A 25058-nucleotide genomic window follows, 5' to 3' on the forward strand; every position below is an offset into this window, starting at 1 on the left:
CACCACTCTCGTCCTTAGACGTGCAGAGGCCAGAACAGCAGGATCAGCGGCGGTCCGGCCAGAAGCACCAGAAGGCTAAGCGGCGCGCCCAATCTCGGATAGTCGGAGAACCTGTAGCCGCCCGGCCCCATCACCAGAGTGTTGCACTGATGTCCGATGGGGGTGAGGAAATCACAGGCCGCTCCCACCGCCACCGCCATCAGGAAGGGATCGGGATTGAACCCGAGTTGCCTGGCCAGGGTGGCCCCGATCGGCGCGACGATCAGGACCGTCGCCGCATTGTTCAGGAAGGGGGTCACCGCCATTGAGGCCAACATGACCCCGCCAATCGCCAGCACCCCGGGCAGGCCGCTGAAGACATGTCTCAACAGACCCGCGATCAGCTCGGAACCGCCGGTCTGCTGGATCGCGTCCGAAACCGGAATCAGGGCGGCGATGAGGACCAGAAGCGGCCCGTCCAGCGCGGCGTAGGCCTCCCGCATTTTCAGCCCGCCCATAGCCACGATCACCACGGCCGCGCCAAAGAAGGCCACGGCGACCGGGACGAGGCCGAACCCGACGAGGATCATGGCGATCGCAAGGACGACGGCGGGCAGGAAGCGCTTGCGCCGACTACCCAGTCGCACCTCCCGCTCAGCCAGGGGCAGCAGATCCAGGGCTTTCAGCGCGGTCGGCAAGCTCTGCTCCGCGCCCTGAAGCAGAAGGATGTCGCCCGACGCCAGTTTGGCGGTCCGAAGATGCTGGGTCAGTTCATAGCCGCTGCGCGACACGCCGAGGAGGTTGATGCCATGTTGCCCATAGAGGTCGGACTGCCGAACGGACTGACCCTGCAAAGGCGAGTTGCGGCCGACGACAGCTTCGATGACCGCAATCTCCTCTGAGGCGCTCTCCGTGGCGATGGGCCGGTTCTCCCAGACCAACTTCAGACGCGCCGTAGCCAGAAAGGCTTCTAGCCCCTGCTGTTCGCCTGCGACGAGCAGGATGTCCCCCGCCTTGACGACCACGTTCCCACGGGGGTTCGGTCGGCGCCTGCCGTTGCGGATCAGCGCCATGATCCGGACCTCTCCCTCCCCGCATCTCATCAGGGCTGACACCGTCATGGACCCGGGCGCCCAGTCGTCCGGAGCGCTGACCTCGGTGACGTAGGCGTTCTCATCAAGAGCCGCGTTCATCACAGCGGCGCTGTGGCGCTCCCTGGGCAGCAGGCGATAGCCGAACGCGAGAAAGGCCAGGGCGATGGCCGTCAGGCCGAGACCGACTGGCGCAAAATCATACATGCCGAACGACTGGCCCACGACCTCCTGGCGCACCTGGGCGACGATGATGTTCGGCGCTGTCCCGACCAACGTCACCATTCCTCCCGCCATGGCCCCGAAGGCCATTGGCATCAGCAGTCGCGAGGGCGCTGACCCGGTGCGGCGAGCCACCTGCAGGGCCACCGGCATCATGATCGCCAGTGCTCCGACGTTCTTGGTGGCCATGGACAGCAGGGTGACGACCCCGGTCAGCACCGGAACCTGACTCCGCTCGGTCTTCAACAACGGCAGAACCCGCCGCATCGCCGCTTCAACAATCCCCGAGCGCGCAAAGGCCGCCGAGACGATCAGAGCACAGGCGATGATGACCGTGACATCGTTCTTGAACCCGTCAAAGGCGGCCTCTGCCGGAACCACCCCGAGGACGAGGCCCGCCACGAGGGCGACCGCCGCCACCAGATCGTAGCGAAACCGGCCCCAGATGAAGGCGCCAATCGTCAACGCAATCAGTCCGAACGCCAGCCCTTGTTGTAATGTCACGTGTCGCCGCCCCCTCAGTTTCGTCAGTCAACGTCGCGGCGGCACAATCGATGCCGACTTACCATTCGGGAGCGACCGCCCTCCCGGCGCAAGGACATCACGCCTTGAGGCGGATCTTCTTTTCGACCTCGACGGCCGCCTTCTCTTCCTTTTTCCGTCTGTTGAAGACGGTGCGCATGTGGCGGAGATCAGCCGGGCTCAATGCCTTTTCAGCCGCGACAAACTGCTCCTGCTCTTCCTCCCGGATGTGATGGAGGTATTCTTCTCGCAGGGCGGCGAAGCGCCGTATCCAGCCCGGAGAGGCCATGTCCCGCGCGGCCAGATCCGCCAGGAGGTCATCGATCTCCTTGTGCTCGGCGACGGCGTGGCGCGCGAAATCCGTCGTGGCGGGATTTCTCAGCACGCTGGACCACAGCGCCTGCTCCTCGGCGGCCGCGTGAGCCTTCAGTTCATGAACCAGTTCGTCGAAGAGACGCACGCGGTCGGGAGACTTCCCCTCTGTCTCCTCCATCATGGCCAGAAGCGCACGGTGGCGATCATGGTCCTCGACCAGCCGACCGAAGATATCGGGATCACCCCGGAACTTGGTGGCCGGCGTGCTGCCGATGCGCGCGGCGAGATCAGGCGCGACGGAACGCGCCTTCGCCACGGCTTCAGCCTTGGCCTTTTCAGGCGCCATGGGCTGCGCCCGTTTCTCGCTCGCCGAAACCGATTTCTGCATGCCCTGCTCCTCCAAAGCGTCGACCGGCCAGCGGCAGGCGACAAGCTCTACATTCGCAGTACGAACCTTCGACTTCTCAGCTGGTTCCCGAGTGCATGAAAGCAAACTGAACGCCGCAGAGCCCCTAGCCGACGACCGGGAACCAGACCGTGAACCGACTGCCCGATCCCGGCCCGTTGCTTTCCAACTCGACGGCGCCCTCATGCATTTCGACGAGTTCGCGAACCAGGGCGAGGCCGATCCCGAGACCTTCGCGCGATCGGTCGTCAGGCCCCTTGGACTGGGTGAACAGCTCGAAGACGCGGACCTGCATCTCTTCCGGCACGCCGACCCCGTTGTCAGCGACATCGATCCGCACACGATCCTCGACCCTGTTGGCCGACACCTGGATGCGGCCTTCCGACGGCGTGTACTTGGCGGCATTGGTCAGCAGATTGCTCACCACCTGGGACAGACGCGTGAAGTCGCCGTCGAGCCAGATCGGCGCCCCCGGCATGTCGACCGTCAGGTCGTGGCGCCCTGCATCGATCTTGGGCCGACTGGTGTCGACCGCCGAGTCGATGATGCTCTGCACAGTCACCCGCTCGCGCTTCAGCGAGATCTTGCCCTGGTCGATGCGGGCGACGTCCAGCAGATCCTCGATCAACCGCGAAAGATGATGGGCCTGGACCTCCATCCGCGCGTGGATCAGGGCGCTGCGTTCGGGATCGGTCTGCCGCTCAAGCAATTGCAGCCCCGCCCTGAAGGCCATGACGGGATTGCGCAGCTCGTGCCCCAGCATGGCGATGAAGTCGTTCTTGCGGCGGTCGGCGGCGCTGAGGGCGGCCGCATAGGCCTTGAGTTCGTCTCGATGCGAGAGGATCTCCTGCCTCTGGCGGTACAGCTCGATGAAGACGTTCGCCTTGCTCTTCAGGATGTCCGTCTCGACAGGTTTCTGGATGAAATCCACCGCCCCGGCCTCATAGCCCCTGAATCGGCGCTGCTGGTCGGCGCTGCCGGCCGTGACGAAGATGATCGGAATGTGCCGCGCATTGGCGTTGCCGCGCATGAACTCAGCGAGCTGAAAACCGTCCATGCCCGGCATCTGGACATCCACCAGGGCGAGGGCGAAGTCATGCACCAGCAGAAGTTCCAGAGCCTCATCGCCGGAGCGGGCCTTGAGACAGACCACGCCGTCACGCTTCAGGAGAGCTTCCAGAGCGAGCAGGTTCTCCTCGAGATCGTCCACAAGCAGGAGATGGATCGGCTTCTCCGGGCTAGTCATGCTTGTCCAAGGCCTTTCAGAACTTCGGGAATGCGCGCGAGCGACATCACTTGTGCGGCCGGGCAGGCGCGAAGGGCGGCCTCCGGCATAGGGCGGGCATAGGCGGAGGCAGGGTCTTCGACGAATGTCAGACCGCCAGCGGCGGCGACCGCCTTCAATCCCGCCGCCCCATCCTCATTGGCGCCGGTCAGAACCAGGCCGACCAGCCCCGCGCCATAGGCGTCGGCGGCGCTTTCGAACAGGACGTCGATGGAAGGGCGGGAGTAGTTGACCAACTCGTCAGACGAGAGGGCCAGAGCGCCGTCCGCCTCGACCAGAAGGTGATAATCGGAAGGGGCGAAATAGACCACGCCCGGCTGCGTCGGCTCCTTGTCCTCCGCCTCCTTGACGGTCAGCGCGCATTTGGACGCGAACAGGGGCGCCAGCACATTGCTGCGGTCGGCGGGCACGTGCAGGACGATCAGGACCGGCAAGGGAAAGTCGGCGGGCAGCTCCGGCAGGATGGCGAGCAGGGCCTGCACCCCTCCGGCCGAGGCGCCGATCACGAGGGCTCGGGCAGGATCAGGGGTCATGGCTCGCGCCTGCGATAGATCTTCTCTTCCGGGACGAAGTCGGCAAAGGCGCCGGCGTGCCGCGAGAAGCGCAAGCTCTCCTTGGAACCGATGCCCAGGAAGCCGTTGCGAGCCAGCGAGTCCTTGAATAGGCCGACGGCGCGATCCTGCAGCGGGCGATCAAAGTAGATCATCACATTGCGGCATGAGATCAGCTGCATCTCGCCGAAGACGGCATCCGACACCAGGCTATGGTCCGAAAAGACGACATTGGCCCTCAGGGACTTGTCGAACACCGCCCGACCGTAGTCGGCCGTGTAGTAGTCCGACAGCGAGGTGCGACCGCCTGACTTCTGGTGATTTTCGGTGAACTTTCGGATGCGATCCAGCGAATAGACGCCGGCCTCCGCCGCCCGCAGCGCGTCAGGATTGATATCCGTGGCGTAGAACATCGTCCGGTCGAACAGGCCCTCCTCACGGAACAGGATGGCGAGCGAATAGACCTCTTCGCCGGCGCTGCATCCCGCGATCCACACCTTCAGGGAAGGATAGGTTCTCAGATGCGGCAGCACCTGCTCTCGCAGAGCCCGGAAATAGGCGGGGTCACGAAACATTTCGCTGACCTGGACCGTCAGGAAACCCAAAAGCTGCGGCAACATCTCCGGGTCGTGCAGGACGCGCTCCTGAAGCGCCGTCAGACTCGGCAGCCCGAAATGGGTGCGCGCCTGGAGCAGGCGGCGCTTGATCGAGGCTCGCGCATAATGACGGAAGTCATAGTGATAACGCTGGAACAACGCCTCCAGCAGCAGCTGGATCTCTATGTCTTCCACCTCGTGGGGGGCGACCGGACTCAACGCGGCATCCATACGCGTACGAGCGACAGCAGCTTGTCCACATCCAGGGGTTTGGCCATGTAGTCGTTGGCCCCCGCCGCAATACAGCGCTCCTGATCGTCTGGCATGGCCTTGGCCGTCAGCATCAGCACCGGCAGGTCGCGCCAGCGCGGGTCCTTTCTCAGCTCTCGCGTGGCGGTCAGGCCGTCCATGACGGGCATCATGACGTCCATCAAGACCAGGTCGATGGATTGCGCCGGATCTTCAGCAGACCGTTCCAGCCGCTCAATGGCCTCCTTGCCGTTGCGCGCGATCTCGATGCGGGCGCCGCGCGGTTCCAGCACATTGGTCAGGGAGTAGATGTTGCGCACATCATCCTCGACGATGAGAATCTTCCGCCCTTCCAGCACGGCGTCGCGGTGGCGGGCCTTGCGGATCATCTTCTGCTGCTCGGGCGGCAGTTCCGACACCACCTGGTGCAGGAAGAGGGAGACCTCGTCCAGCAGCCGTTCAGGCGATTTAGCGCCCTTGATGATGATGGAGCTGGAATAGCGGCGTAGCTGCTGCTCGTGTTCCGGGGACAGGTCGCGGCCGGTATAGACGATGACTGGCGGGTAGCCCTGCCCGCTCTCGCGGCTGAGCGTCTCCAGCAGAGAGAATCCCGACGCGTCCGGCAGGGTCAGGTCCAGCACCATGCAATCAAAAGTCTGGCTCTTGAGTTGCTGCAGACATTCCGCCGCTGTCCCGACGCCGACCGTCTCCACATCCCTGGATTCAAGCAGCTTGCTGACCGCCTCGCGCTGAACCACGTCGTCCTCGACGATGAGGACACGACGCATCGTCCGCGTCAGCTTTTCCTCCAGCGAACGAAGCACATCGGCCAGGGCCTCGCGCGCCACCGGCTTCATCACATAGCCGATCGCTCCGAGCGACAGGGCGGTCTGGCTGTGATCGTCGGCAGAGACGACATGGATAGGAATATGGCGTGTCTCGTCGTCGCGCTTGAGCACGTCCAGCACCGTGAGGCCGGACTGGTCCGGCAAACCGATGTCGAGCACCACGGCGTTGGGGCGATAGCGCTTGGCCAGCTTCACGGCCTCCTCCGCCGTGCCTGCCAGAATGCACTGGAACCCCATCTCCCGGGACAGGTCGCGGACAATGGCGGCGAAGCGGTCGTCGTCCTCCACCACCAGGAGCAGGCGACGCGCCCCCGCCAGATGATCGCGATCGTCATCCAGGGTCCGGGCCAAGGGCCTGGCTTCCGCCGCAACGGGCGTTGAAGCCGGCGAAGCCGCAGCGGGCGATCCGGTCGGCGCCTCTCGCGGCGCCACGCGCGCGGCGTCATAGGTGCGCGGCAGGGTCAGGGTGAAGACGCTGCCCTCGCCCGGCCGGCTTTCTAGGCGGATACGCCCCCCGAGCAGACGGGCGAGTTCGCGTGAGATGGACAGGCCCAGGCCAGTCCCGCCGTAGCGCCGGCTGATGGTGCCGTCCGCCTGCTGGAAGGCCTCAAACACGCCTTTCTGCTGGTCCGGGGCGATGCCGATGCCCGTATCCGAAACGGCGAAAGCCACTTCATCAGAACCGACGGCCGAAACTGACAGCGTCACCTTGCCCTTCTCGGTGAACTTGAAGGCGTTCGACAGAAGGTTCTTCAGGATCTGCTCAAGCCTTTGGCGATCCGTCTCAAGCACGTCATCGCCAGATCCCAGGTCGATCTCGAAGGTGAGGCCGCGCTCGTCAGCCACCGGCTGGAACGTCTGCCGGATGTCGTCGCCCAGGCGTTGCAAGGACACCGCCTCAGGGCGCGCCTGAATATGGCCGGCCTCGATCTTGGACAGGTCGAGGATGTCGTTGATCAGGGTCAGCAGATCATTGCCCGAGGACTGGATCGTGCGCGCGTACTTGACCTGCTCCTCCGACAGGGTCTCGTCGGGATTGTCAGCCAGCAGTTTCGACAGGATCAGAAGCGAGTTGAGCGGCGTGCGCAGCTCATGGGACATGTTGGCGAGGAAGTCGGACTTGTACTGGCTGGCCTGCTCCAGCTCTCGCGCCTTGAGCTCCAAGGCCGCCGATCCGCGCTCCAGATCATCGCGCTGGGTTTCCAGCACCTGAGCCTGCTCCTCGAGCTGGCTGTTGGTCTGTTCCAGTTCCGCCTGCTGCTGTTCCAGACGCACCTGGGATTCCTTGAGGGCGCGTCCCTGCTCTTCCAGTTCCTCGTTCGAGACGCGAAGCTCTTCGCTCTGGACCTGAAGCTCCTCGGACTGGCGCTGGGTCTCCTCCAGCATGTCCTGCAGTCGGGCCCGATAGCGGGCCGACCGCAAGCCCGTGCCGATCAGCGGCGCCGTCTCCTCCAGCAGCGCCATGAGGCGATCATCGGGGAGACGCAGGAAGCCGAGTTCGAGCACGGCGTTGATCTCGCCGTCAGCCCGGCCCGGAGCGATGACGAGGTGTCGGGGTTTGTCGCGTCCCAGCGCCGAGCCGATCGTCAGATAGCCCTCAGGCACGTCCGACACCGTCAACGCGCGCCCTTCGGCGGCGACCTGCCCCAACAGGCCTTCGCGCGGACCGAAACGCGCCGGGATCGGCGCGTCGGCCGGAACGCCGAGCGCGGCGACTCGCCGAAATACGCCGCCCTCTCCCTTGAAGAGGGCCGCCGCCTGAACATCGGCATACCGCGCCAGATAGGCGAGAATGCTGTCGGCCAGTTGCTCGACCGACTGGTCGCCCATCATGGCGTCCGCCAGACCGACCTGGCCCTTGTGAATCCACTCCTGTCGGGCCCTTTGACGGGCGCTGCGCCGGATGAGGGCGTAGATGGCCAGGGTCAGGGCGGCGCCAAGGAGGCCGGAGAGGACCCCGCTGATCAAGGCAGTGGTGTAAGCGGCGTCCATTTCCTCGAGGCGCGCGAGGCGGAGCTTCTGCTCCTCCTGCCTCATCAGGTTCACCTCGGCCCTGATGGCGTCCATCTCCGCCTTGCCGCGATCCGTGTTCATCCTGGCCACGGCAGCCTGTAAGCCTTCGGCGCGGCGCGTCTGGATCGTGGCGTCCAGCTCGGTCATCTTCGCGTCGACGTGTCTGCGAACCTGCCGCACATGGGCCTGCTGCACCGGATTGTCCTGGGTCAGAACGGCCACATCCTCCAGGCGGCGGCTCACGGCCGCCGAAGCCAGCTCGTAGGGCTGAAGATAAAGAGGATTGCCGGTGAGTAGATATCCTCGCTGTCCGGTCTCGGCGTCCTGAACCGTTCCCAGGAGTTCGTCGACGGCGACGATGACCTTATGCGTGTGAATGATCTGCTGGTTGTTCGCCCGCAGAACCTGGACGTTGAACCAGGCCACCGTGCTCGTCGCGAGGAAAAAGGCCAGAACCAGACCCAGCCCGATTGTGGACAAGGCTTCGGCCCTCGAGCCCGGAGACGGGCGACGGAACGACTTCATCAGCAGTCTGACCTCAGGTGAACGACGAAAGCCTTCCTGCCTAGAGGTCGCAGCCGCCAACGCAATAACCTGTGTTGGTTTTTCTCAAGCCACGCCGGTCCTTTCCGCGCTCGCTCCTTCCTGCGCCCCGCCGACGCCCGCCCAAAAGCGTTACGACAGCAGCGATGCATCTGCGCCGATAAGACGTCGGCTCAATCGGGCGAGATGAGGAACCCTTCGGCTGCAAAGTCGTTTGAGGCCGCAACTTTAGGAAAGTCGCGTGATTTCATACTATTGCATCGTTAACATGCCCGGCGTCCCGGCGCGGGAAATCCGAGTCCTGGACGCCAGAGACGACGCCTCGGCGCGTAAGGCCTTAGATCCCGTCATGGCCGAGTGGTTCGGCTTCTCTACCCTCTGCCTCTATCATGGCGAACGCCTGATCGAAGTGCGCAGCAATCCCGATCTCGGCTTCCCGTCCGAGCCCCTCATGCCGTCCCTGATGCAGGAAGGGCTGGACGTCGCTGCGTGACGCCCGCCCTTCCCGCATCAAGCCCGTTGGACAAGATGATCAGGCCAAGGTTCGTACGGCTGGCTCCCGCGCCCACTGACGCGTGCGGGCCGGCGGCAGGAAGTCCGCTGCCTTCGCCGCAGACAGGTCGACGACTCCCTCGTCAGGCGTGATTCCCGCTCGGTCCAGAAGCGGTCGAGCCTCCGACGTATGGCCGATGGCCTTGAGATGACCGAAGGCGTCCCGAAGGAAGTCCACAGCCGCCGCCTCGTTCAGGAGTTGGGCGCATCCCTCGTCTGACAGGACGACCGCGACCGCATCGAAGAGCACCGAAGGGCTTCCCGCCAACTGGCCGTCGACGGCCAGCGTGGAGCCGTCAGCCAGCGTCGCTCCGCCGACCTTGGGCGCGACGATAAACACCGCCCCACCGTCGCCTTCCACCGCCTTGCGGACGCCCGCGACCACGGCGCCGTCAGACCCGTCAGCCACCAGGATCGCGACCTTGCGGCCCTTCAGCGTGTCCGGATATTTGCCGACGATCCTGAGGGCGGGCGACGGCTCCAGATCGATCGGATCGACCGCGGGTTTCGCGGCCTGGGGCAGCGGCAGGTTCAGCCCGTTCGCCACCCGTTTCGCCAGGTCTTCATCGACATTACGCAGATTGGCCACGACCCGGTTTCGCACATGGTCGAGGGACACCTTCGAGAGCTCGAACACGATGGCGCTGGCCAAATGGGCCTGCTCGATCTCGGTCTGCGAACGGAAGAAAAGCCGCGCCTGGCTGTAGTGGTCGGCGAAACTCTCAGCGCGCAGCCGGACCTTCTCGCCCTCCATCGTCACGGCGGCGGTGCGGAAGCCGCCCTGCGGGTCCTCGCGCGGCCCGCCCTCCTCGCCCGCCTCGGCCAGACTGTTGGGTTCATAGTTGGCGCGTCCCTTGAAGACCTGAGTCTGCATGTGGCCGTCGCGCTGGAAGTTCTGGAAGGGACAGCCCTTGGCCTGGTTGATCGGGATCTGGTGGAAATTGACCGTTCCCAGACGCGACAACTGCGTGTCCTGGTAGGAGAAAAGCCGGCCTTGCAGCAGGGGATCTTCCGAGAAGTCGATGCCGGGCACGATGTTGGTCGGCAGGAAGGCGGCCTGTTCGGTTTCAGCGAAGAAGTTGTCCGGGTTGCGATTCAGCACCATGCGGCCAATGACCCGAAGCGGGTGCGTCTCCTCGGGGATCAGCTTGGTCGCGTCGAGAATATCAAACGGCAGGGCGTCCGCCTCGGCCTGGCTCAAGAGCTGAACCGCGAACTCCCACTCCGGGAAATCGCCCTGATCGATGGCCTCGAACAGATCGCGGCGGTGGTAATCCGGGTCGGCGCCGGCGATCTTGACCGCCTCGTCCCAGCAGGTCGACTGGGTGCCCAGCTTCGGGCGCCAGTGGAACTTGACGAAGGTCGCCTCGCCCTTGGCGTTGATCAGCCGGAAGGTGTTGACCCCGAACCCCTCGATCATGCGCAGAGACCGCGGAATCGCCCGGTCGGACATGGCCCACATCACCATGTGCGTGCTTTCGGGCATCAGGCTGATGAAGTCCCAGAAGGTGTCATGAGCGCTGGCCGCCTGAGGATAGCCGCGGTCCGCCTCCATCTTCACCGCATGGATCAAGTCCGGGAACTTGATCGCGTCCTGGATGAAGAAGACGGGGATGTTGTTGCCCACCAAATCCCAGTTGCCTTCGGTCGTGTAGAACTTCACGGCGAAGCCGCGCACGTCGCGCGGCGTGTCCACCGACCCCGCGCCCCCGGCCACCGTCGAAAAGCGCGTGAAGACCTCGGTCTTCTTTCCGACCTCAGTCAGGATTTTGGCCGTTGTGTAGTCTTCCAGACTCTCGGTCAGTTCAAAGAAGCCATGGGCGGCCGATCCCCGCGCGTGGACGATGCGCTCTGGAATGCGCTCATGGTCGAAGTGCTGGATCTTTTCGCGCAGCACGAAATCCTCGAGCAGGGTCGAGCCGCGGCGGCCGGCCTTCAGCGAGTTCTGATCGTCGCTGACCGGCACGCCATGGTTCGTCGTAAGGCGCGTGTCAGGCGTAGAGGCGGTCTGATGAAGTTCGCCGCCCCCACCGGGGCGGGCGTCTGCTACGGGCGGCTTGGGCATGGTGTTTCCTTCAGTCGGGTTTGTCTGTGATGGGCTGAAATCGCGGGAGCGGGGCCAACGCCGCGAAAGGCTTCATGTCGTTCTTCCTCGTGAAACAACGACGAGGGGGATTGAGCGTTGCACCAGCAGTGCGGCCGAGGCGGCGCCCGCTCCGGATTGCGCGCCGGTGGGGCGTTCCAGAGACAGACTGACGACCAAGGTCCACATGGCGCCAGGACGCGCCCAGGTAGGCCGACAGGTTTCTCTGTTCGATCTCATCCCAGTTCAGGGCAAATAGGCCGCCGCCGGTTTCGGTGAAGCCGTCCAGCGTGATGTTGCGGGCGTCCAGTCGCGCAGAAGGCATCGGCCGGACGTCCTCTGGCGTAGACCGCACCGGGCAAGGTGACAGTCGAGGACAAGACCCAGATAGGCGAAAGGGTTCGGTCACGAACGGCAACGCCTTCACAGTCGCATCGCCCTGACGGCGCCAATCGACCCAGCCGGAGGTCCATAGGCCGACGAAAGCGCCAGCGCCGGTCTCTGGCTGAGCGGAGGCCGCGTTCAGGCGATCATCGCTTTCCTGCCGTTGCGTAGCCTGGAATTCGTCTGCGGGTCCTGTTCAACAGAGCACTGTACCGCTTCACCGCAGTTTTTTGATCCGTTCCCCGAACCGGGCCATCTTCTACGACGAGCCTCTCATTTCGACATGCGGGCCTCGGCTTAAGCTCCACTTAAGCTCTCGCCGCCAGCAGTCAGAGATGAGTTTCTTGCAACGCCTATCCTTCGCCTGCCTCGCTGCCCTTGTCTTTGCGTTTCCTGCGTCAGCTCAAATTGAGACGCCGCTGTCGCCGGACGAGGCCTTTGCCTTGACCGTAGCGCGAGAGGCTGACGGCGATCTGAGCTTCGTCTGGGCCATCACGCCAGGCTACTATCTGTATCGCGAACACACCGCCGCCGCCGTCGCCCAGAGCGCCGCGCCTCTGCCCCTTGATCTGGCCAAGGGCCGATCCAAGGACGATCCAGACTTCGGAGTGGTCGACATCTGGCGGGACATCGGTCGCGCCGTCATGTCTGCGGACACCTTGGCCCAGGCCGGCGCGCCGTCGTCGATCAGCATTACCTACCAAGGCTGCCTGGAAGACTCGATCTGCTATCCGCCCACAACCCGAACGGTGACCGTCCCTGCTCGCCCCCAGGCCCACATCGACAACCCTAAAGCCGACGCCGAGCCTCCCCGGGCCGCCCTTATGGCCGTCGCCCCCGACGCCTTGGTCGTTTCTCCCACTGCCAATTCCGTGATGTCTGCCGCAGCGACCGCCTCGGCTGCTCTGCCGATGAAAGCCAAGGACGACAGCTTCGTAGGACGACTGGCGCTAAAAGGCGGCGCGGCCTGGGTGTTGGCGGCCTTCTTCGGCTTCGGCGTCCTGCTGGCCTTCACCCCTTGCGTCTTGCCCATGTACCCCATTCTGGCCGGCGTCATTGGGCGCGGCGCCGATGATCGTGGGTCACGGCGCGGTCTGGTCTTGTCGATCGCCTATGTCCTGGGTCTGTCCAGCGCCCTGGCCCTGCTGGGCCTGGCCGCCGCCTGGTCAGGCCAGAACCTGCAGATGGCCTTGCAGTCGGCGTGGGCGGTCGGCGCCGTGGCTGTCATCTTTGTCGTCCTGGCGATCTCGACCTTCGGCGCCTTCACATTGCAACTGCCTTCCGCCTGGACCAGCCGTCTGTCGCGCGACGACGGCCATGGGCGCCGCACCCTACTGTCCGCGGCGGGATTGGGCTTCGTTTCGGCCCTGATCGTCGGCCCCTGCGTCACCGCCCCTCTGGCGGGCGCCCTGCTCTATATCGCCCAGACCGGCGACATCCTGCTCGGTGCGGCGGCCCTGTTCTTCCTGGGACTGGGCAAGGGCCTGCCTCTGATCGCGTTCGGTACGGCCGGCGCACGGTTCCTGCCCAAGGCCGGCCCGTGGATGGACCGGGTCAAGATGGTGTTCGGCTTCGTCTTTCTGGCCATGGCCTGGTGGCTGGCCAGCCGTACTCTGCCACCCGCCGCCACGCTTGCGCTCGGGGCTGCACTGGCCCTGGCTCTGGCCGCAGCGCTTGGCCTGTTCAGTCCAGCCACCACTAGGCTATCGAGCCGCTTCGGCCGCGCGGCAGGTCTGGCGGCGGCGACCTGGGGCGTCCTGCTTCTGGGCGGCCTCAGCCTAGGGGCCGTCGATCCCTGGCGTCCCCTGGCGCCCCTGACGCGCTCTTCCCCGACAGCCGCCATCGCCGCACAGCCAGCCGCCGTCGTCGTGGATCAGCCAGGGCTGGATCGCGCCCTGGCGGCGGCCTCCGCGCGACAACGCCCGGCCCTCGTCTATTTCACCGCCGACTGGTGCGTCAGCTGCAGGGTGATGGAACGGCAGGTGTTCCAGAATCAGGACGTCGTCGCCCGCCTGGCCGAAGTCGATCTGATCCAGGTCGACCTCACCCGCAGCACGCCCGAGACCCGCGCCATGATGAAACGCTACCTCGTGGCGGGGCCGCCGACCTTGATCTTCATGTCCCGCTCCGCCACCGAGGCGCCGGATACGCGTCTGGTCGGCGAAACCTCGGTCCAGCCTATGCTGGACGCCCTGAAACGTGCCGGAGCCGCCGCGTGAACACCATCGTCCTCGGCCCTCTGATCTTGTCGGGCGAACGGTTCGCCATTCTAGCGGGCGTCTTTGTTTTTCTGATCGGGACAGGTCTGCTGGCCAGCCGCGTCAGCCAGCGCTTCAACCTGTGGAGCACCGTGCTGGTCATCGGCGGTCTGGCCGCCGCAAGATTGGCCCACGTCATCGCTCACTGGGACTCTTTCAGCGACGCCCCCTTGCGCGCCTTGGCGGTATGGCAGGGCGGGTTCATCTGGCTGTGGGTCCTGCCGGTCGCCGGCCTGACGCTGTTCTTCCTTTTGCGCACCACGCAAGAACGCCTCTGGGCCGTTGCGCCGCTGTCGGCGGCGGCCTTGGTCTTCACCATGACCTATCAACTGGCGTCAGCGACTGAGCCCCTGCCGCCTCCCGCCCTGACTCTGACCGCCGTCAACGGCCCGGCGGTCGATCTGGCGTCGTTGGATGGGCGACCGACCGTCATCAACCTGTGGGCCACCTGGTGCGCCCCCTGCCGACGAGAGATGCCCGCTCTACTGCAAGCCGAGCGGGACCATCCCGATGTCCGCTTCCTCCTGATCAATCAGGGCGAGAGCGAAGAGGCCGTACGCGCCTTCCTTGAGCGTGAGGACCTCCGCTTCGACCACCTGCTGCTCGACCCCGCCATGGCGACCCAGCGCCATTATCGCACGGTGGGCATCCCCGTGACGCTCTTCCTTCACGTCGACGGCCGATTGTCCCAGGCCCATACAGGCGAAATCGCGCCCGAACGGATCGCTGCGGAAATCGCGCGGCTGAACCGATCTTCTTCTCTGACGGAGTCCCACCCATGACGCGCCCCCTCCTGCCCGCTCTCGCCGCTGTCCTGGCGCTGGCCGGCTGCGGCCCCGCGGAAGCCAGAGACGCAAACGACCTGGCCTCGGATGCAATTGCAGCGACGTCGGGCCTGATCGGGTTCAACGATCTGATCCGCGACCCAGGCGTACCCTTCCTGGGCAGCGAGAACGCGGACGTCGTTATCGTCGGCTACGTCGATTACAACTGCGGCTACTGCAAGAAGATGCAGCCCGTGGTCGACGCCGTCATGAAGGCCGATCCCAAGGTCCGCGTCCTTTACAAGGACTGGCCCATCTTCGGCGCCGTCTCCCAGACCGCCGCCCGCACCGCATTGGCGGCCGGCTATCAGGGCAAGTACGAAGCGGTCCATAACGTCTTCATGCAGTCCCCCGGGCGCATCACCAGCGACGCCGATATCCAGCGCCTGGCCCAGCAGGCGGGCGTCGACATGACCCGCCTGGAACGCGATCTTTCAGAACATCGCACAGCGATCGACGCCGTCCTGAGCCGCAACGGGCGCGAGGCTCGGGCTCTGGCGCTGCAAGGCACCCCCGCCTTCGTCATCAACGGCCGCCTGATCCCGGGCGGCATGCCGAAAGCCTACCTGGAAGCCGTCATCGCACGTGTCCGCACCGAACAGCCCCTTGGCGGCGGGACCACCCCATAAACGACGACAGCCGCACATTCCCTCGCCCGCTGACGCAGGCCGGAAGCAACCTCAGCCGGGCCTGGGACTGAAGTGCTTCTCGAACTTGCCGGTTTCCTGCTCATAGTCGGCTCGGTCGGCGGGCGGTTCGCCCTTGACCGTGATGTTGGGCCATAGCCTGGCATAGTCCGTGTTGATCTTCAGCCACTTGCCGTCGGGTTCGTCTTCGCTGTCGGGCTTGATGGCGTCAACGGGACATTCCGGCTCGCAGACGCCGCAATCAATGCAGTCGTCGGGCGAAATGACCAGAAAGTTTTCACCCTCGTAGAAGCAGTCCACGGGGCAGACTTCGACGCAGTCCATGAACTTGCATTTCACGCAGGCGTCGGTGACGAGATAGGTCACGAGAGAAATCCAGTCTTGGCGGCGGCCTAGAGCCAGCCGCGCTCTTCCAGAAGGCGACGCACCGCATCCGCCGCCAGCGACGGCGCCAGTTGCTCCGTCGCGACGGTCAAATCAGGCGCAGTCGGGATCTCATAGGGTGCGGCGACCCCGGTGAATTCAGCGATCATCCCGGCCGAAGCCCGGGCGTAGAGACCCTTCGGATCACGCGCCCGGCAGCTTTCCAGAGAGGCCTCGACAAAGACCTCGACGAAGCCCTCGTCGTCGAACAATGCCCTGACGGCGTCGCGATCCGCCTGACGCGGCGAGATCAGGGCGCAGATGGCGATGACGCCGGTGTGCGCGAACAGCCGCGCCGCCTCCCCTGTCCGCCGCACGTTCTCGGCCCGGTCGGCGTCGGAAAACCCGAGATCGCGATTGAGGCCGTGGCGCAGGTTGTCCCCGTCCAGCAGCACCGTCCGGCAACCGCGTCCATGTAGCCTCTGTTGCAGCGCCTGAGCCACGGTGGACTTGCCCGCGCCCGACAGGCCGGTCAGCCAGACCACGCCACCACGATGGCCGCTCAGCCGTTCGTGGGCCTCGCGCGAAACGGCGGCGGGACTTTGATGGATGTGAGCCGCCTGTCCCGACACGCCTGTCACCACCCCCGCCGCAACTGTGACGCCGGAGGCCCGGTCGATCAGCACAAAGGCGCCTTGGGTCGGGTCCTGCCGGAAGGGGTCCACTGCGGCTGGCGACGGCAGGGTCAGCCAACCATCCGCCAGTTCGTTGGGCGTCAGCGCCGCCATGGCATCGGCCAGGGTCAGGCGGGCCGGCAGGGTTCGGGCGCCCAGCTTGACCTGATAGCGACGCCCAGGATCAAACGGCTGCTCCCCCATCCACAGCAAGCGGACATCCAGGCGGTCGGACGCAGCGGGGCGGTCATCGACCGGCGCCAGGACATCGCCGCGCGCCACGTCCACCGCCTCGGCCAGCACCAACGTCACGGCGTCGCCGGCACGAGCGGTTGAAACCTCCCTGTCGCCTGACAGAATGCGCGCCAGCGTCGCTGTCTGACCGCCGGGGCAGACCGCCAGAACATCGCCCACCCTCACCTCGCCCGAGGCGATGGTCCCGGCATAGCCCCGGAAGTCGGCATGAGGCCGGTTCACATACTGCACCGACAGGCGGAACGACCGCGCAACGCCGGTTTCCGCGACCGGCAGGTCTTCCAGCGCCTCAATCAGGCTGGGGCCGTCGTACCAGGGCGTGGCGGCGGACCGCGCTGTCAGGTTGTCGCCCCGTCGCGCGCTGACCGGAATCGCCGTCACCGAGCGGAAACCCAGATCGGCGACCAGTTCGGCGTAGGCGTCACGGATACGCTCAAACGCCGCTGGATCATCCGCGATCAAGTCGATCTTGTTCACCGCCAGAATGACGTGGCGAATGCCGAACAGAGCGACGATGCGACTGTGGCGCGCCGTCTGGGCCGTAACGCCCTTGACCGCATCCACCAGCACGACCGCTGCTTCGCAGGTCGAGGCGCCGGTGGCCATGTTGCGCGTATATTGCTCATGCCCCGGCGTATCGGCGACGATGAAGCTTCGGCGCGGCGTCGACATATAACGATAGGCCACGTCGATGGTGATGCCCTGCTCGCGCTCGGCCTCCAGCCCGTCCAGCAGCAGGGCGTAGTCAAGGTTCGCCCCGTCGGTGCCGAACCGGCGCGAGTCGCGCTCCAGCGTCGCCAGCTGGTCCTCCGGCACCTGGCCCGTCTCGAACAGCAGCCGCCCGATCAGGGTGGACTTGCCGTCGTCCACGGAGCCGCAGGTCAGAAAGCGCAGCAGATCGCGTTCCGCCCGCTGGCCCTGCGGCGGGAAAGCCGTCGCGGCGCCGTCCATCAGAAATAGCCCTCGCGCTTCTTGCGCTCCATCGAAGCGGTCTCGTCAGCGTCGATCAGCCGCCCCTGGCGCTCGGATTGCCTACTGGTGCGCAGTTCGCGGATGACAGCGTCCAGGCTGTCGGCCTCGGACTCCACCGCCGCGCTCAGTGGATAGCAGCCCAGAGATCTGAAACGGACGCGGCGCAGTTCGGGCGTCTCGCCCTCCCTCAACGGCAGCCGTTCGTCGTCCCGCACGATCAAGGCGCCGCCTCGCACCACCACGGGGCGCAAGGCCGAAAAATACAGCGGCACGACCGGGATGCCCTCCGCCTGGGTGTATTCCCACACATCCAGCTCGGTCCAGTTCGACAGGGGGAAGACGCGCAGGCTCTCTCCCGGTCCCAGGTTGGAATTCCACAGCCGCCACAGCTCCGGCCGCTGACGACGCGGGTCCCAGCTGTGGTCCGCGCCCCGGAACGAGAAGATGCGCTCCTTGGCCCGCGATTTCTCCTCATCGCGCCGGGCGCCGCCGATGGCGACGTCAAAGCCGTGCAGGTCCAGCGCCTGTTTCAGGGCGTCGGTCTTCATCGCCTGGGTGTGGGCCGAGGACCCCGAGGTGATCGGGCTGATGCCGCGCGCCAGGGCCTCGTGGTTGGTGTGGACCAGCAACCGCGCGCCATAGAGGCCCGCCACATGGTCGCGATGGGTGATCATGTCCCGAAACTTCCACGTCGTATCCACGTGCAGCAGCGGGAACGGCGGCGAGCCCGGATAGAAGGCCTTGGCCGCCAGGTGCAGCAGGACGCCGGAATCCTTGCCGATCGAATACATCATGACCGGGTTGCGCGCCGTCGCCGCCACCTCGCGCAGGATCTCGATCGCCTCGGCTTCCAACTGGCGCAGATGCGGGGGCAGGACGCGACGCGCGGTGGCGTCTCTCTGCTTTTCGACGGTCGCCTGCATAGGCTGCGGTCCTCACTGGTCGTCTCTAACGAGGGATATTTGAAGCGTGGAGGGCCGGTCCGCGTCGAACGATATGATCTCGCGCCGGCCGATAGAAAAACTGCGCGGTCAGCCGACGAAGGCGCGTTCCAGCACATAGTCGCCGGGTTCGGCGTTTGAGCCTTCGCTCAGCCCATGGCTTTCCAGCAGGGCCGCAACCTCGCGGATCATGGCCGTCGAACCGCACAGCATGACGCGGTCAGACGCCGGATCGAAGCGGCGCTCGAGTCCAAGATCGTCGAAGAAGGCGCCGCTGCGGATGCGGTCGGTAATCCGGCCCGGACGCTCAAACGCCTCACGCGTCACGGTCGGATAATAGGTCAGCCGCCCCTGCGCGACCTCGCCGACCAGCGGGTCGTCGAACAGCTCGGCCTGCAGAAAGTCGCGATAGGCCAGGTCCGCGACCTGACGCACCGTATGCGTGACCACCACCTGCTCGAACCGTTCATAGGTTTCAGGATCGCGCGTCACGCTCAGCCAGGGCGCCAGGCCTGTGCCGGTGCCGATCAGGAAAAGGCGACGCCCCGCCTTGAGCGCATCCAGCACCAGGGTCCCGGTCGGCTTATTGCCCAGCAAGACCTCGTCGCCCGGCCGGATATCGACCAGACGCGACGTCAGCGGCCCGTCCTCCACGCGGATCGAGAAGAACTCCAACTCATCCGACCACGACGGGCTGGCGATGGAATAGGCCCGCAGCGTCGGCTTGCCCGCCCCGTCCAGCGACGGCAGGCCGATCATGACGAACTCGCCCGAGCGGAAACGGAAATCCTCGGGCCGGTCGATGGCGAAGCTGAACAGATGATCGGTCCAGCGCCGCACCGAGCGCACCCGCTGCGGGGTCCACGGCGCGGGCGCCGCGACATGGGCACGTTCCAGAACTGCGACTTCGCTCACGACCGACCTCCTGTGTGAAGGCCTTCGACATAGGGCAGGCGGCGTCAGCGGAGGAAACGATCAATCCTGTTTTGAGCGTGCAGAAAATCTGCGAACGATTTCAGAGCTGGTCCAGATTGTTATCGTAGTCGATGGCCTGCTTCTTCAGCCAGGCGACGAAGGCCTTGGTTCCCGGCGACACAGGACGGTCCCTCGGCAGCACCACGAAATAGGCGAAGCCCAGCACCTGACTGCCGTCCGGGAAGGGCGCGACCAAACGCCCGGTGGCTAGGTCCGCCTGGGCTAGGGTCCGCTTGGCCAGGGCGACGCCGCGCCCCGCCGCCGCCGCCTCGATCAGCAGGCTGGACTGGTCAAACCGCGAGCCGCGCCGGGCGTCGGCATGGCTGGCGTGCCGGGCCTTCAGCCACATGGCCCAGTCGGGCCGTGAGGCGTCGCCGTCCTCCGACATGTCATGCAGCAAGGTATGCCGGGTCAGGTCTTCGGCGGTGCGGATCGGATGCGGCGCGGCCATCAGGGCGGGCGAGCAGACAGGGATCACCGTCTCGGTCAGCAGGCGCTCGACCACATGACCCGGATAGTCGCCGGGGCCATAGCGGATGGCCAGATCGACCTTGCCCTTGCCCACCGTCACCGGCTCCATGTCCGCCGAAATCCACACCTCGATGTCCGGGTGGGCGGCGTGGAAGTCGTCCATGCGCGGCATCAGCCATTTGGACGCAAAGGACGGCGCCACGCTGATCGCCACCGTCCGGTTCAACGGCGGCTCACGCAGAATGGCCGAGGCGTCCATCAGCCGTTCGAACCCTTCGCGCAGCAGAGGCGTCGCCGCCCGGCCCAGTTCCGTCAGCTGCAACCCGCGCGCTTCCCGCGTGAACAGCGGCCCGCCGATGATCTCTTCCAGCAGGCGGATTTGTTGGCTGACGGCCCCCGGCGTCACCGACAGCTCGGCCGCCGTCCGCGAGAAGTTGAGGTGCCGCGACGCGCTTTCAAAAGCACGCAGGGCGTTGAGGGGCAAAAGCGGTCGAATCATGCGCTTGCAGAAAACCTATCAGGGCGTCGGAGACAATCTGGTTTGTGGAAGGATCGTGCACGACGGATGCTGAATGTCGAGCCGCCACGCAAACATGAGGGCGGAAGACAGCAGATCATGGAACAAGGCCGATGCGCGTCTTTCTGGCATCCATCCCCCTGGAAGGGGCGAAAGTCGTCGTCGTCGGCGGGGGTGAACCCGCCCTGGCGAAGCTGCGCCTGTTCCTGAACAGCCCCGCCGACCTCGTCTGGTTCACGCCGGACGGCGCGCCCGCCGCGCTGGAAACGCCGCCCGCCGCCCCGACGCCCAACGCCCGCCTTCCCGACGCCGCCGATCTGCGCGGCGCCCGAATGGTCTTCATCGCCCTGAGCGATATCGCCCTGGCCCGCCGCATCGCCGAGGCCGCGCGCAAGGCCGGCGCCCAGGCCAACATCGTCGACCAGCCCGCCTTCAGCGACTTCCACACCCCCGCCCTGATCGACCGCGACGACGTGGTCGTGGGCGTGGCCACTGGCGGGAACGCCCCCATCCTGGCCCGCGATCTGCGCTCACGGATCGAAGCCGTCCTGCCGCAGGGGGTGGCCTCGGTCGCCCAGCTGGCGGGCGAACTGCGCGGCGCGGTCAAGGACGCGATCCCCGACTTCCTCGCGCGCCGCCGCTTCTGGGAGAAGGCCTTCCGCAGTCCCGCCGCAGACCTGGCCGCCGACGGCCGCATGGCCGAGGCCCGCCGCGAGATGGTCCGGCTGCTGAACGTCGCCTCCGCGCCCCGTGATGAGGCCGATCAAGGCATCGTCCATATCGTCGGCGCCGGTCCCGGCGATCCCGAGTTGCTGACCCTCAAGGCCCTGCGCGCGCTTCAGGACGCCGACGTCATCATCCACGACAAGCTGGTCTCGGCCGAGGTGCTGGACCGCGCCCGCCGTGACGCCCGGCGCATCTACGTCGGCAAGACGCGTGGCGACCATTCGGTGCCGCAGGACCAGATCGAACAGCTGATAATCGAGGAAGCCCGCGCCGGCCACCGTGTCGTGCGCCTGAAAGGCGGCGACCCCTTCGTATTCGGACGCGGCGGCGAGGAGCTGGAGGCCGTGCGCGCCGCCGGGATCGAGGCCATCGTCGTGCCGGGCGTCACCGCCGCTCTCGCCTGCGCCGCCTCGACCGGCCTGCCCCTGACCCACCGCGATCACGCCCAGGCCGTGACCTTCGTCACCGGCCAGCCCAAGCCGGGCGGGCAAGCCGCCGACTGGGCTCGGCTGGCGGCGCCGAACCATACGCTGGCCGTCTATATGGGCGCGGGCCAAGCCGCTGAGATCGCGTCGAACCTGATCGCCGCCGGTCGTGACGGCGCCACCCCCGTCGCCGTTGTCGAGAACGGCAGCCGCCCGGATCAGCGCACGCTCAAGGGACGGCTCGACGATCTGGCCGCCCTGGTCGCACGCATGGATCTGACCGGCCCCGCCCTGCTGTTCATCGGCGAAACCGCCGCCCTGGCCGTCGCCAGCGATGAGCGCGCCCTGATCGAGGCCGCCGCATGAAGCTGCTGACCGCCAACCGCCTGAACGACGGCCGCGTCATCTATCTGGGCGAGGCTGACGCCGCCGTGGAAGCCATCGACGCCGCTCGCATTCTGGACGCGGACGCCGCCGAGGCCGCTCTGACTCTGGCCCAGTCTCGACCGGCCGTCTTCGTCAATCCGTATCTGATCGAGGTCGAGGACCGCGCGCCCTCGGGCCGCGACCGGCTGAAGGAGCGCATCCGCTCGGTCGGCCCCACCGTCGGCCACAGCCTCGACTTCGCCGCTCGAAACGAGACCCCCTGATGTACCGCTATGACGAGTTCGACGCCGCCCTGGTCCGCGAGCGGATTGCGGAGTTCAGCGATCAGGTCGACCGCCGCAGCAGCGGCGCGCTGACCGAGGACGAGTTCAAGCCGCTGCGGCTGATGAACGGCGTCTATCTGCAACTGCACGCCTATATGCTGCGCGTCGCCGTTCCCTATGGCGTGATCAGCAGCCGCCAGATGCGTCGGCTGGCCCATGTGGCCCGCACCTATGACAAGGGCTACGGCCACTTCACCACCCGCACCAACATCCAGTTCAACTGGCCCGCGCTGCAAGATCTGCCCGCCATCCTCAGCGATCTGGCCGAGGTCGAGATGCACGCCATCCAGACCTCCGGCAACTGCATCCGCAACGTCACGACCGACGTCTTCGCCGGCGTCGCCGCCGACGAGATCGAGGACCCGCGCCCCTGGTGCGAGATTGTCCGCCAGTGGTCGACCATCCACCCGGAATTCTCCTTCCTGCCTCGCAAGTTCAAAATCGCCATCGTCGGCGCGCCCAAGGATCGGGCGGCGGTCCGCACCCATGATGTCGGCCTGCAGATCGTGCGCGGCGAGGACGGCCAAACAGCGTTCCGCGTCTTCGTCGGCGGCGGTCAGGGTCGTCTGCCCCACATCGCGCAAGAGATCGCACCCGCGGTGCCGGGTCAGTCCCTGCTGGCCTACCTGACCGCCATCCTGCGCGCCTACAATCTGCTGGGGCGGCGCGACAACATCCACAAGGCGCGGATCAAGATTCTGGTCGCCGCCATCGGCATCGACGCCTTCCGCGACGAGGTTGAGCGCCAGTTCGCCATACTTCGTCAGGAAGACCTGCGCATCCCCGACGAGGAGCTGGCCCGCATCCAGGCCTATTTCACGCCGCCGCCGTTCGCAGACCTGCCCGCCACCAGCCCCGCCTATGACGCCGCTCGCCGCCTGAACCCCGAGTTCGCCCGCTTCACACGGTCTAACCTGCGCGAGCACAAGCAGGCCGGCTATGGCGCCGTCATCGTCTCGCTGAAACCCATCGGCGGCGTCCCCGGCGACATCACGGCAGCTCAGATGGATGTCGTCGCCGATCTGGCCGCACGCTTTTCGTTCCACGAGGTTCGTGCCTCGTACGAACAGAATCTGGTCCTGCCCCACGTCCGGTTGGAGGACGTCCACGCGGTCTGGAGCCGACTGCGCGAAGCCGGCCTGGCCACGGCCAACGCCGACCTGGCGACCGACATCATCGCCTGCCCCGGCCTCGACTATTGCAGCCTGGCCAACGCCCGCTCCATCCCCGTGGCCCAGGCCCTGTCGCACCAACTGGCCGACGCCGCCCTGCTGGAAAAACTCGGCCCGGTGCGCATCAACATCAGCGGCTGCATCAACGCCTGCGGCCACCACCATGTCGGCCACATCGGCGTCCTCGGCGTCGATCGAAAGGGCGAGGAATACTATCAGATCACCGTCGGCGGCTCGCCAGACGAACAGGCGGCGCTAGGCGAGATCGTCGGCCGCAGCCTTCCCGCAGAAGAGGTCGCCCCCGCCATCGCCCGCGCCCTGGATCGCTATCTGGAGATCCGCAACGACGGCGAGCTGTTCATCGACACGGTCCGCCGCCTGGGCGCCGATCCCTTCCGCACCGCCATCTATGAGCTGACCGATGCAGCTGCTTGAGCAAGTCCAGGACGGGGTCCGCCTGAGCGTTTCCACGCCCGAGGAAGACGTCCGCGCGGCGGCGACGGCCAACGACAGCCTGATTCTGGAGTTCGAGGCCTTTCGCGACGGGCGCGGCTTCTCGCTGGCGGCGGTCCTGCGAGGCCTAGGCTATCGCGGTCGCCTGATCGCCGCCGGCAAGGTCCTGCCCGATCAGGCCCGGCACCTGCGCCGCTGCGGCTTCGACGCGGTCGAGCTGTCGCCCGGCGCAGACCCCGCGCCGTGGCGGCGCATGGATCAGGTGTTCAGCGCCGCCTATCAGCCCGCGTCCGGCGACGACCGACTGGTCTGGCGTCAGCGCCACACCAACCCCGACGCCGCCCTGGCCGCCCGCCTCAACGCCCAATGGGGCCAGGCCGCCGCCGAAGACCTGCTGCGCGCGGTTCTGGACCCTGCCCTGGAGCGCAAGGCCGCCGTCATATCCTCCTTCGGCGCCGAGGCGGCGGTCCTGCTGCATCTGATCTCGCGCGTCCGGCCCGACCTGCCCGTCGTCTTCCTCGAAACCGGCCAGCACTTCTTCCAGACCCTGGCCTATCGCCGCGAACTGACGGAACGACTGGGCCTGACCGATGTGCGGGACATCAAGCCCGAGGCCGCCGCCCTGTCCAAGGCCGACCCGCGCGGCGACCTGTGGCGCAGTGCGCCCGACGCCTGCTGCACCATTCGCAAGGTCCAGCCGCTGGCGCAAGCGCTGGCCGGTTTCGACACCCGCATCACCGGCCGCAAACGCTATCAGAACAGCCACCGCGCCGCGCTCGAACCGTTCGAGGCCGCCGACGGCGTCCTGACCGTCAACCCGCTCGCCGCCTGGTCAGCCGATCAGACCGAGACCTGGCTGCGCGACCACCAACTGCCGCGTCATCCGCTGGTCGAGCAGGGCTACCCCTCCATCGGCTGCTGGCCCTGCACCCGCGCCGTGGAAACAGGCGAGAACGCCCGAGACGGCCGCTGGGCCGGTCAGGAGAAGACCGAGTGCGGCATCCACGAACGGGCGCTGGCCCCGGCCTGTTGACGC

At 66.2% G+C, this 25058-nt stretch carries 21 protein-coding genes; 8 read left to right on the top strand and 13 right to left on the bottom strand.

Going from position 1 to position 25058, the window contains the following annotated elements:
* Positions 1-14: 14 nt before the first annotated feature.
* From DXK21_RS08505 to DXK21_RS08530, 6 genes are all read right to left on the bottom strand, one after another.
* Positions 15-1757, bottom strand: coding sequence for an SLC13 family permease (locus DXK21_RS08505; RefSeq protein ID WP_245945157.1), 1743 nt, complete (start codon positions 1755-1757; stop codon positions 15-17).
* A gap of 136 nt (positions 1758-1893) precedes the next feature.
* Entirely contained in the window at positions 1894-2517 is a 624-nt protein-coding gene (locus tag DXK21_RS08510) for a hemerythrin domain-containing protein (RefSeq protein ID WP_245945158.1), read from the bottom strand.
* Positions 2518-2641: 124 nt separating this feature from the next.
* Positions 2642-3781 (bottom strand): hybrid sensor histidine kinase/response regulator, encoded by a 1140-nt coding sequence (locus DXK21_RS08515; protein WP_114817359.1) that lies wholly within the window; start codon positions 3779-3781, stop codon positions 2642-2644.
* Positions 3778-4353 (bottom strand): chemotaxis protein CheB, encoded by a 576-nt coding sequence (locus tag DXK21_RS08520; protein ID WP_114817360.1) that lies wholly within the window; start codon positions 4351-4353, stop codon positions 3778-3780. The genes DXK21_RS08515 and DXK21_RS08520 overlap by 4 nt, the downstream gene beginning before the upstream one ends.
* Positions 4350-5198 carry a CheR family methyltransferase gene (locus tag DXK21_RS08525; RefSeq protein WP_114817361.1) on the bottom strand — a complete coding sequence of 283 codons (849 nt, stop codon included), beginning with the start codon at positions 5196-5198 and terminating at the stop codon, positions 4350-4352. Before DXK21_RS08525 ends, DXK21_RS08520 begins: the two co-directional genes overlap by 4 nt.
* Positions 5183-8602, bottom strand: a complete 3420-nt coding sequence (locus DXK21_RS08530; RefSeq protein ID WP_114817362.1) for a response regulator — start codon at positions 8600-8602, stop codon at positions 5183-5185. The genes DXK21_RS08525 and DXK21_RS08530 overlap by 16 nt, the downstream gene beginning before the upstream one ends.
* 259 nt (positions 8603-8861) lie before the next feature.
* Between DXK21_RS08530 and DXK21_RS08535 the strand changes: the two genes are divergently transcribed.
* A complete protein-coding gene (locus DXK21_RS08535) occupies positions 8862-9113 on the top strand; it encodes a hypothetical protein (RefSeq protein WP_114817363.1) in 252 nt (83 codons plus the stop codon).
* A 39-nt stretch (positions 9114-9152) separates the two neighbouring features.
* Here DXK21_RS08535 and DXK21_RS08540 read toward each other — a convergent pair whose 3' ends face one another.
* Together DXK21_RS08540 and DXK21_RS16500 are read right to left on the bottom strand one after the other, a co-directional pair.
* Complete coding sequence (locus DXK21_RS08540; RefSeq protein WP_114817364.1) at positions 9153-11237, bottom strand: catalase; 2085 nt, start codon at positions 11235-11237, stop codon at positions 9153-9155.
* 10 nt (positions 11238-11247) lie between these two features.
* Complete coding sequence (locus tag DXK21_RS16500; protein ID WP_162790609.1) at positions 11248-11580, bottom strand: autotransporter outer membrane beta-barrel domain-containing protein; 333 nt, start codon at positions 11578-11580, stop codon at positions 11248-11250.
* A 394-nt stretch (positions 11581-11974) separates the two neighbouring features.
* On the opposite strand from DXK21_RS16500, the gene dsbD reads away from it, so the two are divergent.
* Genes dsbD through DXK21_RS08555 form a run of 3 tightly spaced genes read left to right on the top strand, consistent with a single transcriptional unit; the run spans position 11975 to position 15350 of the window.
* Complete coding sequence (gene dsbD / locus DXK21_RS08545; RefSeq protein WP_114817365.1) at positions 11975-13858, top strand: protein-disulfide reductase DsbD; 1884 nt, start codon at positions 11975-11977, stop codon at positions 13856-13858.
* Positions 13855-14679 (top strand): TlpA disulfide reductase family protein, encoded by an 825-nt coding sequence (locus DXK21_RS08550; protein ID WP_114817366.1) that lies wholly within the window; start codon positions 13855-13857, stop codon positions 14677-14679. Before dsbD ends, DXK21_RS08550 begins: the two co-directional genes overlap by 4 nt.
* Entirely contained in the window at positions 14676-15350 is a 675-nt protein-coding gene (locus DXK21_RS08555) for a DsbA family protein (protein ID WP_114817367.1), read from the top strand. The genes DXK21_RS08550 and DXK21_RS08555 overlap by 4 nt, the downstream gene beginning before the upstream one ends.
* 51 nt (positions 15351-15401) lie before the next feature.
* On the opposite strand, the gene fdxA is transcribed toward DXK21_RS08555, so the two are convergent.
* The 5 genes from fdxA to gcvA form a co-directional block, all read right to left on the bottom strand.
* Positions 15402-15734, bottom strand: coding sequence for a ferredoxin FdxA (gene fdxA / locus DXK21_RS08560; RefSeq protein WP_114817368.1), 333 nt, complete (start codon positions 15732-15734; stop codon positions 15402-15404).
* Between the two features lie 26 nt (positions 15735-15760).
* On the bottom strand, positions 15761-17611 hold the full coding sequence (gene cysC / locus DXK21_RS08565; protein ID WP_114817369.1) for an adenylyl-sulfate kinase: 1851 nt from the start codon (positions 17609-17611) through the stop codon (positions 15761-15763).
* Positions 17611-18555 (bottom strand): sulfate adenylyltransferase subunit CysD, encoded by a 945-nt coding sequence (gene cysD / locus DXK21_RS08570; protein WP_114817370.1) that lies wholly within the window; start codon positions 18553-18555, stop codon positions 17611-17613. Before cysD ends, cysC begins: the two co-directional genes overlap by 1 nt.
* 108 nt (positions 18556-18663) lie before the next feature.
* A complete protein-coding gene (locus DXK21_RS08575; RefSeq protein ID WP_211305994.1) occupies positions 18664-19470 on the bottom strand; it encodes a ferredoxin--NADP reductase in 807 nt (268 codons plus the stop codon).
* Positions 19471-19588: 118 nt separating this feature from the next.
* Positions 19589-20518, bottom strand: coding sequence for a transcriptional regulator GcvA (gene gcvA, locus DXK21_RS08580; protein ID WP_114817371.1), 930 nt, complete (start codon positions 20516-20518; stop codon positions 19589-19591).
* 131 nt (positions 20519-20649) lie between these two features.
* Between gcvA and cysG the strand changes: the two genes are divergently transcribed.
* Genes cysG through DXK21_RS08600 form a run of 4 tightly spaced genes read left to right on the top strand, consistent with a single transcriptional unit; the run spans position 20650 to position 25055 of the window.
* The gene (gene cysG / locus DXK21_RS08585) at positions 20650-22053 is read left to right on the top strand and encodes a siroheme synthase CysG (protein ID WP_114817372.1); all 1404 of its coding nucleotides are present in this window, start codon (positions 20650-20652) and stop codon (positions 22051-22053) included.
* Positions 22050-22337: a DUF2849 domain-containing protein gene (locus tag DXK21_RS08590; RefSeq protein ID WP_114817373.1), complete on the top strand. Its 288-nt coding sequence runs from the start codon at positions 22050-22052 to the stop codon at positions 22335-22337. Before cysG ends, DXK21_RS08590 begins: the two co-directional genes overlap by 4 nt.
* On the top strand, positions 22337-24004 hold the full coding sequence (locus DXK21_RS08595) for a nitrite/sulfite reductase (RefSeq protein WP_114817374.1): 1668 nt from the start codon (positions 22337-22339) through the stop codon (positions 24002-24004). The genes DXK21_RS08590 and DXK21_RS08595 overlap by 1 nt, the downstream gene beginning before the upstream one ends.
* The gene (locus DXK21_RS08600) at positions 23991-25055 is read left to right on the top strand and encodes a phosphoadenylyl-sulfate reductase (protein ID WP_114817375.1); all 1065 of its coding nucleotides are present in this window, start codon (positions 23991-23993) and stop codon (positions 25053-25055) included. The genes DXK21_RS08595 and DXK21_RS08600 overlap by 14 nt, the downstream gene beginning before the upstream one ends.
* The last annotated feature ends 3 nt before the right edge of the window (positions 25056-25058 follow it).

This window comes from Brevundimonas bullata, assembly GCF_003350205.1.
Classification (GTDB): Bacteria; Pseudomonadota; Alphaproteobacteria; order Caulobacterales; family Caulobacteraceae; genus Brevundimonas; species Brevundimonas bullata.

Bases quoted from the DNA above. Each gene is read 5' to 3' on its own strand.
- DXK21_RS08510 (WP_245945158.1), bottom strand. From the start codon at position 2,517: ATGCAGAAATCGGTTTCGGCGAGCGAGAAACGGGCGCAGCCCATGGCG.
- DXK21_RS08515 (WP_114817359.1), bottom strand. From the start codon at position 3,781: ATGACTAGCCCGGAGAAGCCGATCCATCTCCTGCTTGTGGACGATCTC.
- DXK21_RS08520 (WP_114817360.1), bottom strand. From the start codon at position 4,353: ATGACCCCTGATCCTGCCCGAGCCCTCGTGATCGGCGCCTCGGCCGGA.
- DXK21_RS08525 (WP_114817361.1), bottom strand. From the start codon at position 5,198: ATGGATGCCGCGTTGAGTCCGGTCGCCCCCCACGAGGTGGAAGACATA.
- DXK21_RS08530 (WP_114817362.1), bottom strand. From the start codon at position 8,602: ATGAAGTCGTTCCGTCGCCCGTCTCCGGGCTCGAGGGCCGAAGCCTTG.
- DXK21_RS08540 (WP_114817364.1), bottom strand. From the start codon at position 11,237: ATGCCCAAGCCGCCCGTAGCAGACGCCCGCCCCGGTGGGGGCGGCGAA.
- DXK21_RS16500 (WP_162790609.1), bottom strand. From the start codon at position 11,580: ATGCCTTCTGCGCGACTGGACGCCCGCAACATCACGCTGGACGGCTTC.
- dsbD (WP_114817365.1), top strand. From the start codon at position 11,975: ATGAGTTTCTTGCAACGCCTATCCTTCGCCTGCCTCGCTGCCCTTGTC.
- DXK21_RS08555 (WP_114817367.1), top strand. From the start codon at position 14,676: ATGACGCGCCCCCTCCTGCCCGCTCTCGCCGCTGTCCTGGCGCTGGCC.
- cysC (WP_114817369.1), bottom strand. From the start codon at position 17,611: ATGGACGGCGCCGCGACGGCTTTCCCGCCGCAGGGCCAGCGGGCGGAA.
- cysD (WP_114817370.1), bottom strand. From the start codon at position 18,555: ATGCAGGCGACCGTCGAAAAGCAGAGAGACGCCACCGCGCGTCGCGTC.
- gcvA (WP_114817371.1), bottom strand. From the start codon at position 20,518: ATGATTCGACCGCTTTTGCCCCTCAACGCCCTGCGTGCTTTTGAAAGC.
- cysG (WP_114817372.1), top strand. From the start codon at position 20,650: ATGCGCGTCTTTCTGGCATCCATCCCCCTGGAAGGGGCGAAAGTCGTC.
- DXK21_RS08590 (WP_114817373.1), top strand. From the start codon at position 22,050: ATGAAGCTGCTGACCGCCAACCGCCTGAACGACGGCCGCGTCATCTAT.
- DXK21_RS08595 (WP_114817374.1), top strand. From the start codon at position 22,337: ATGTACCGCTATGACGAGTTCGACGCCGCCCTGGTCCGCGAGCGGATT.
- DXK21_RS08600 (WP_114817375.1), top strand. From the start codon at position 23,991: ATGCAGCTGCTTGAGCAAGTCCAGGACGGGGTCCGCCTGAGCGTTTCC.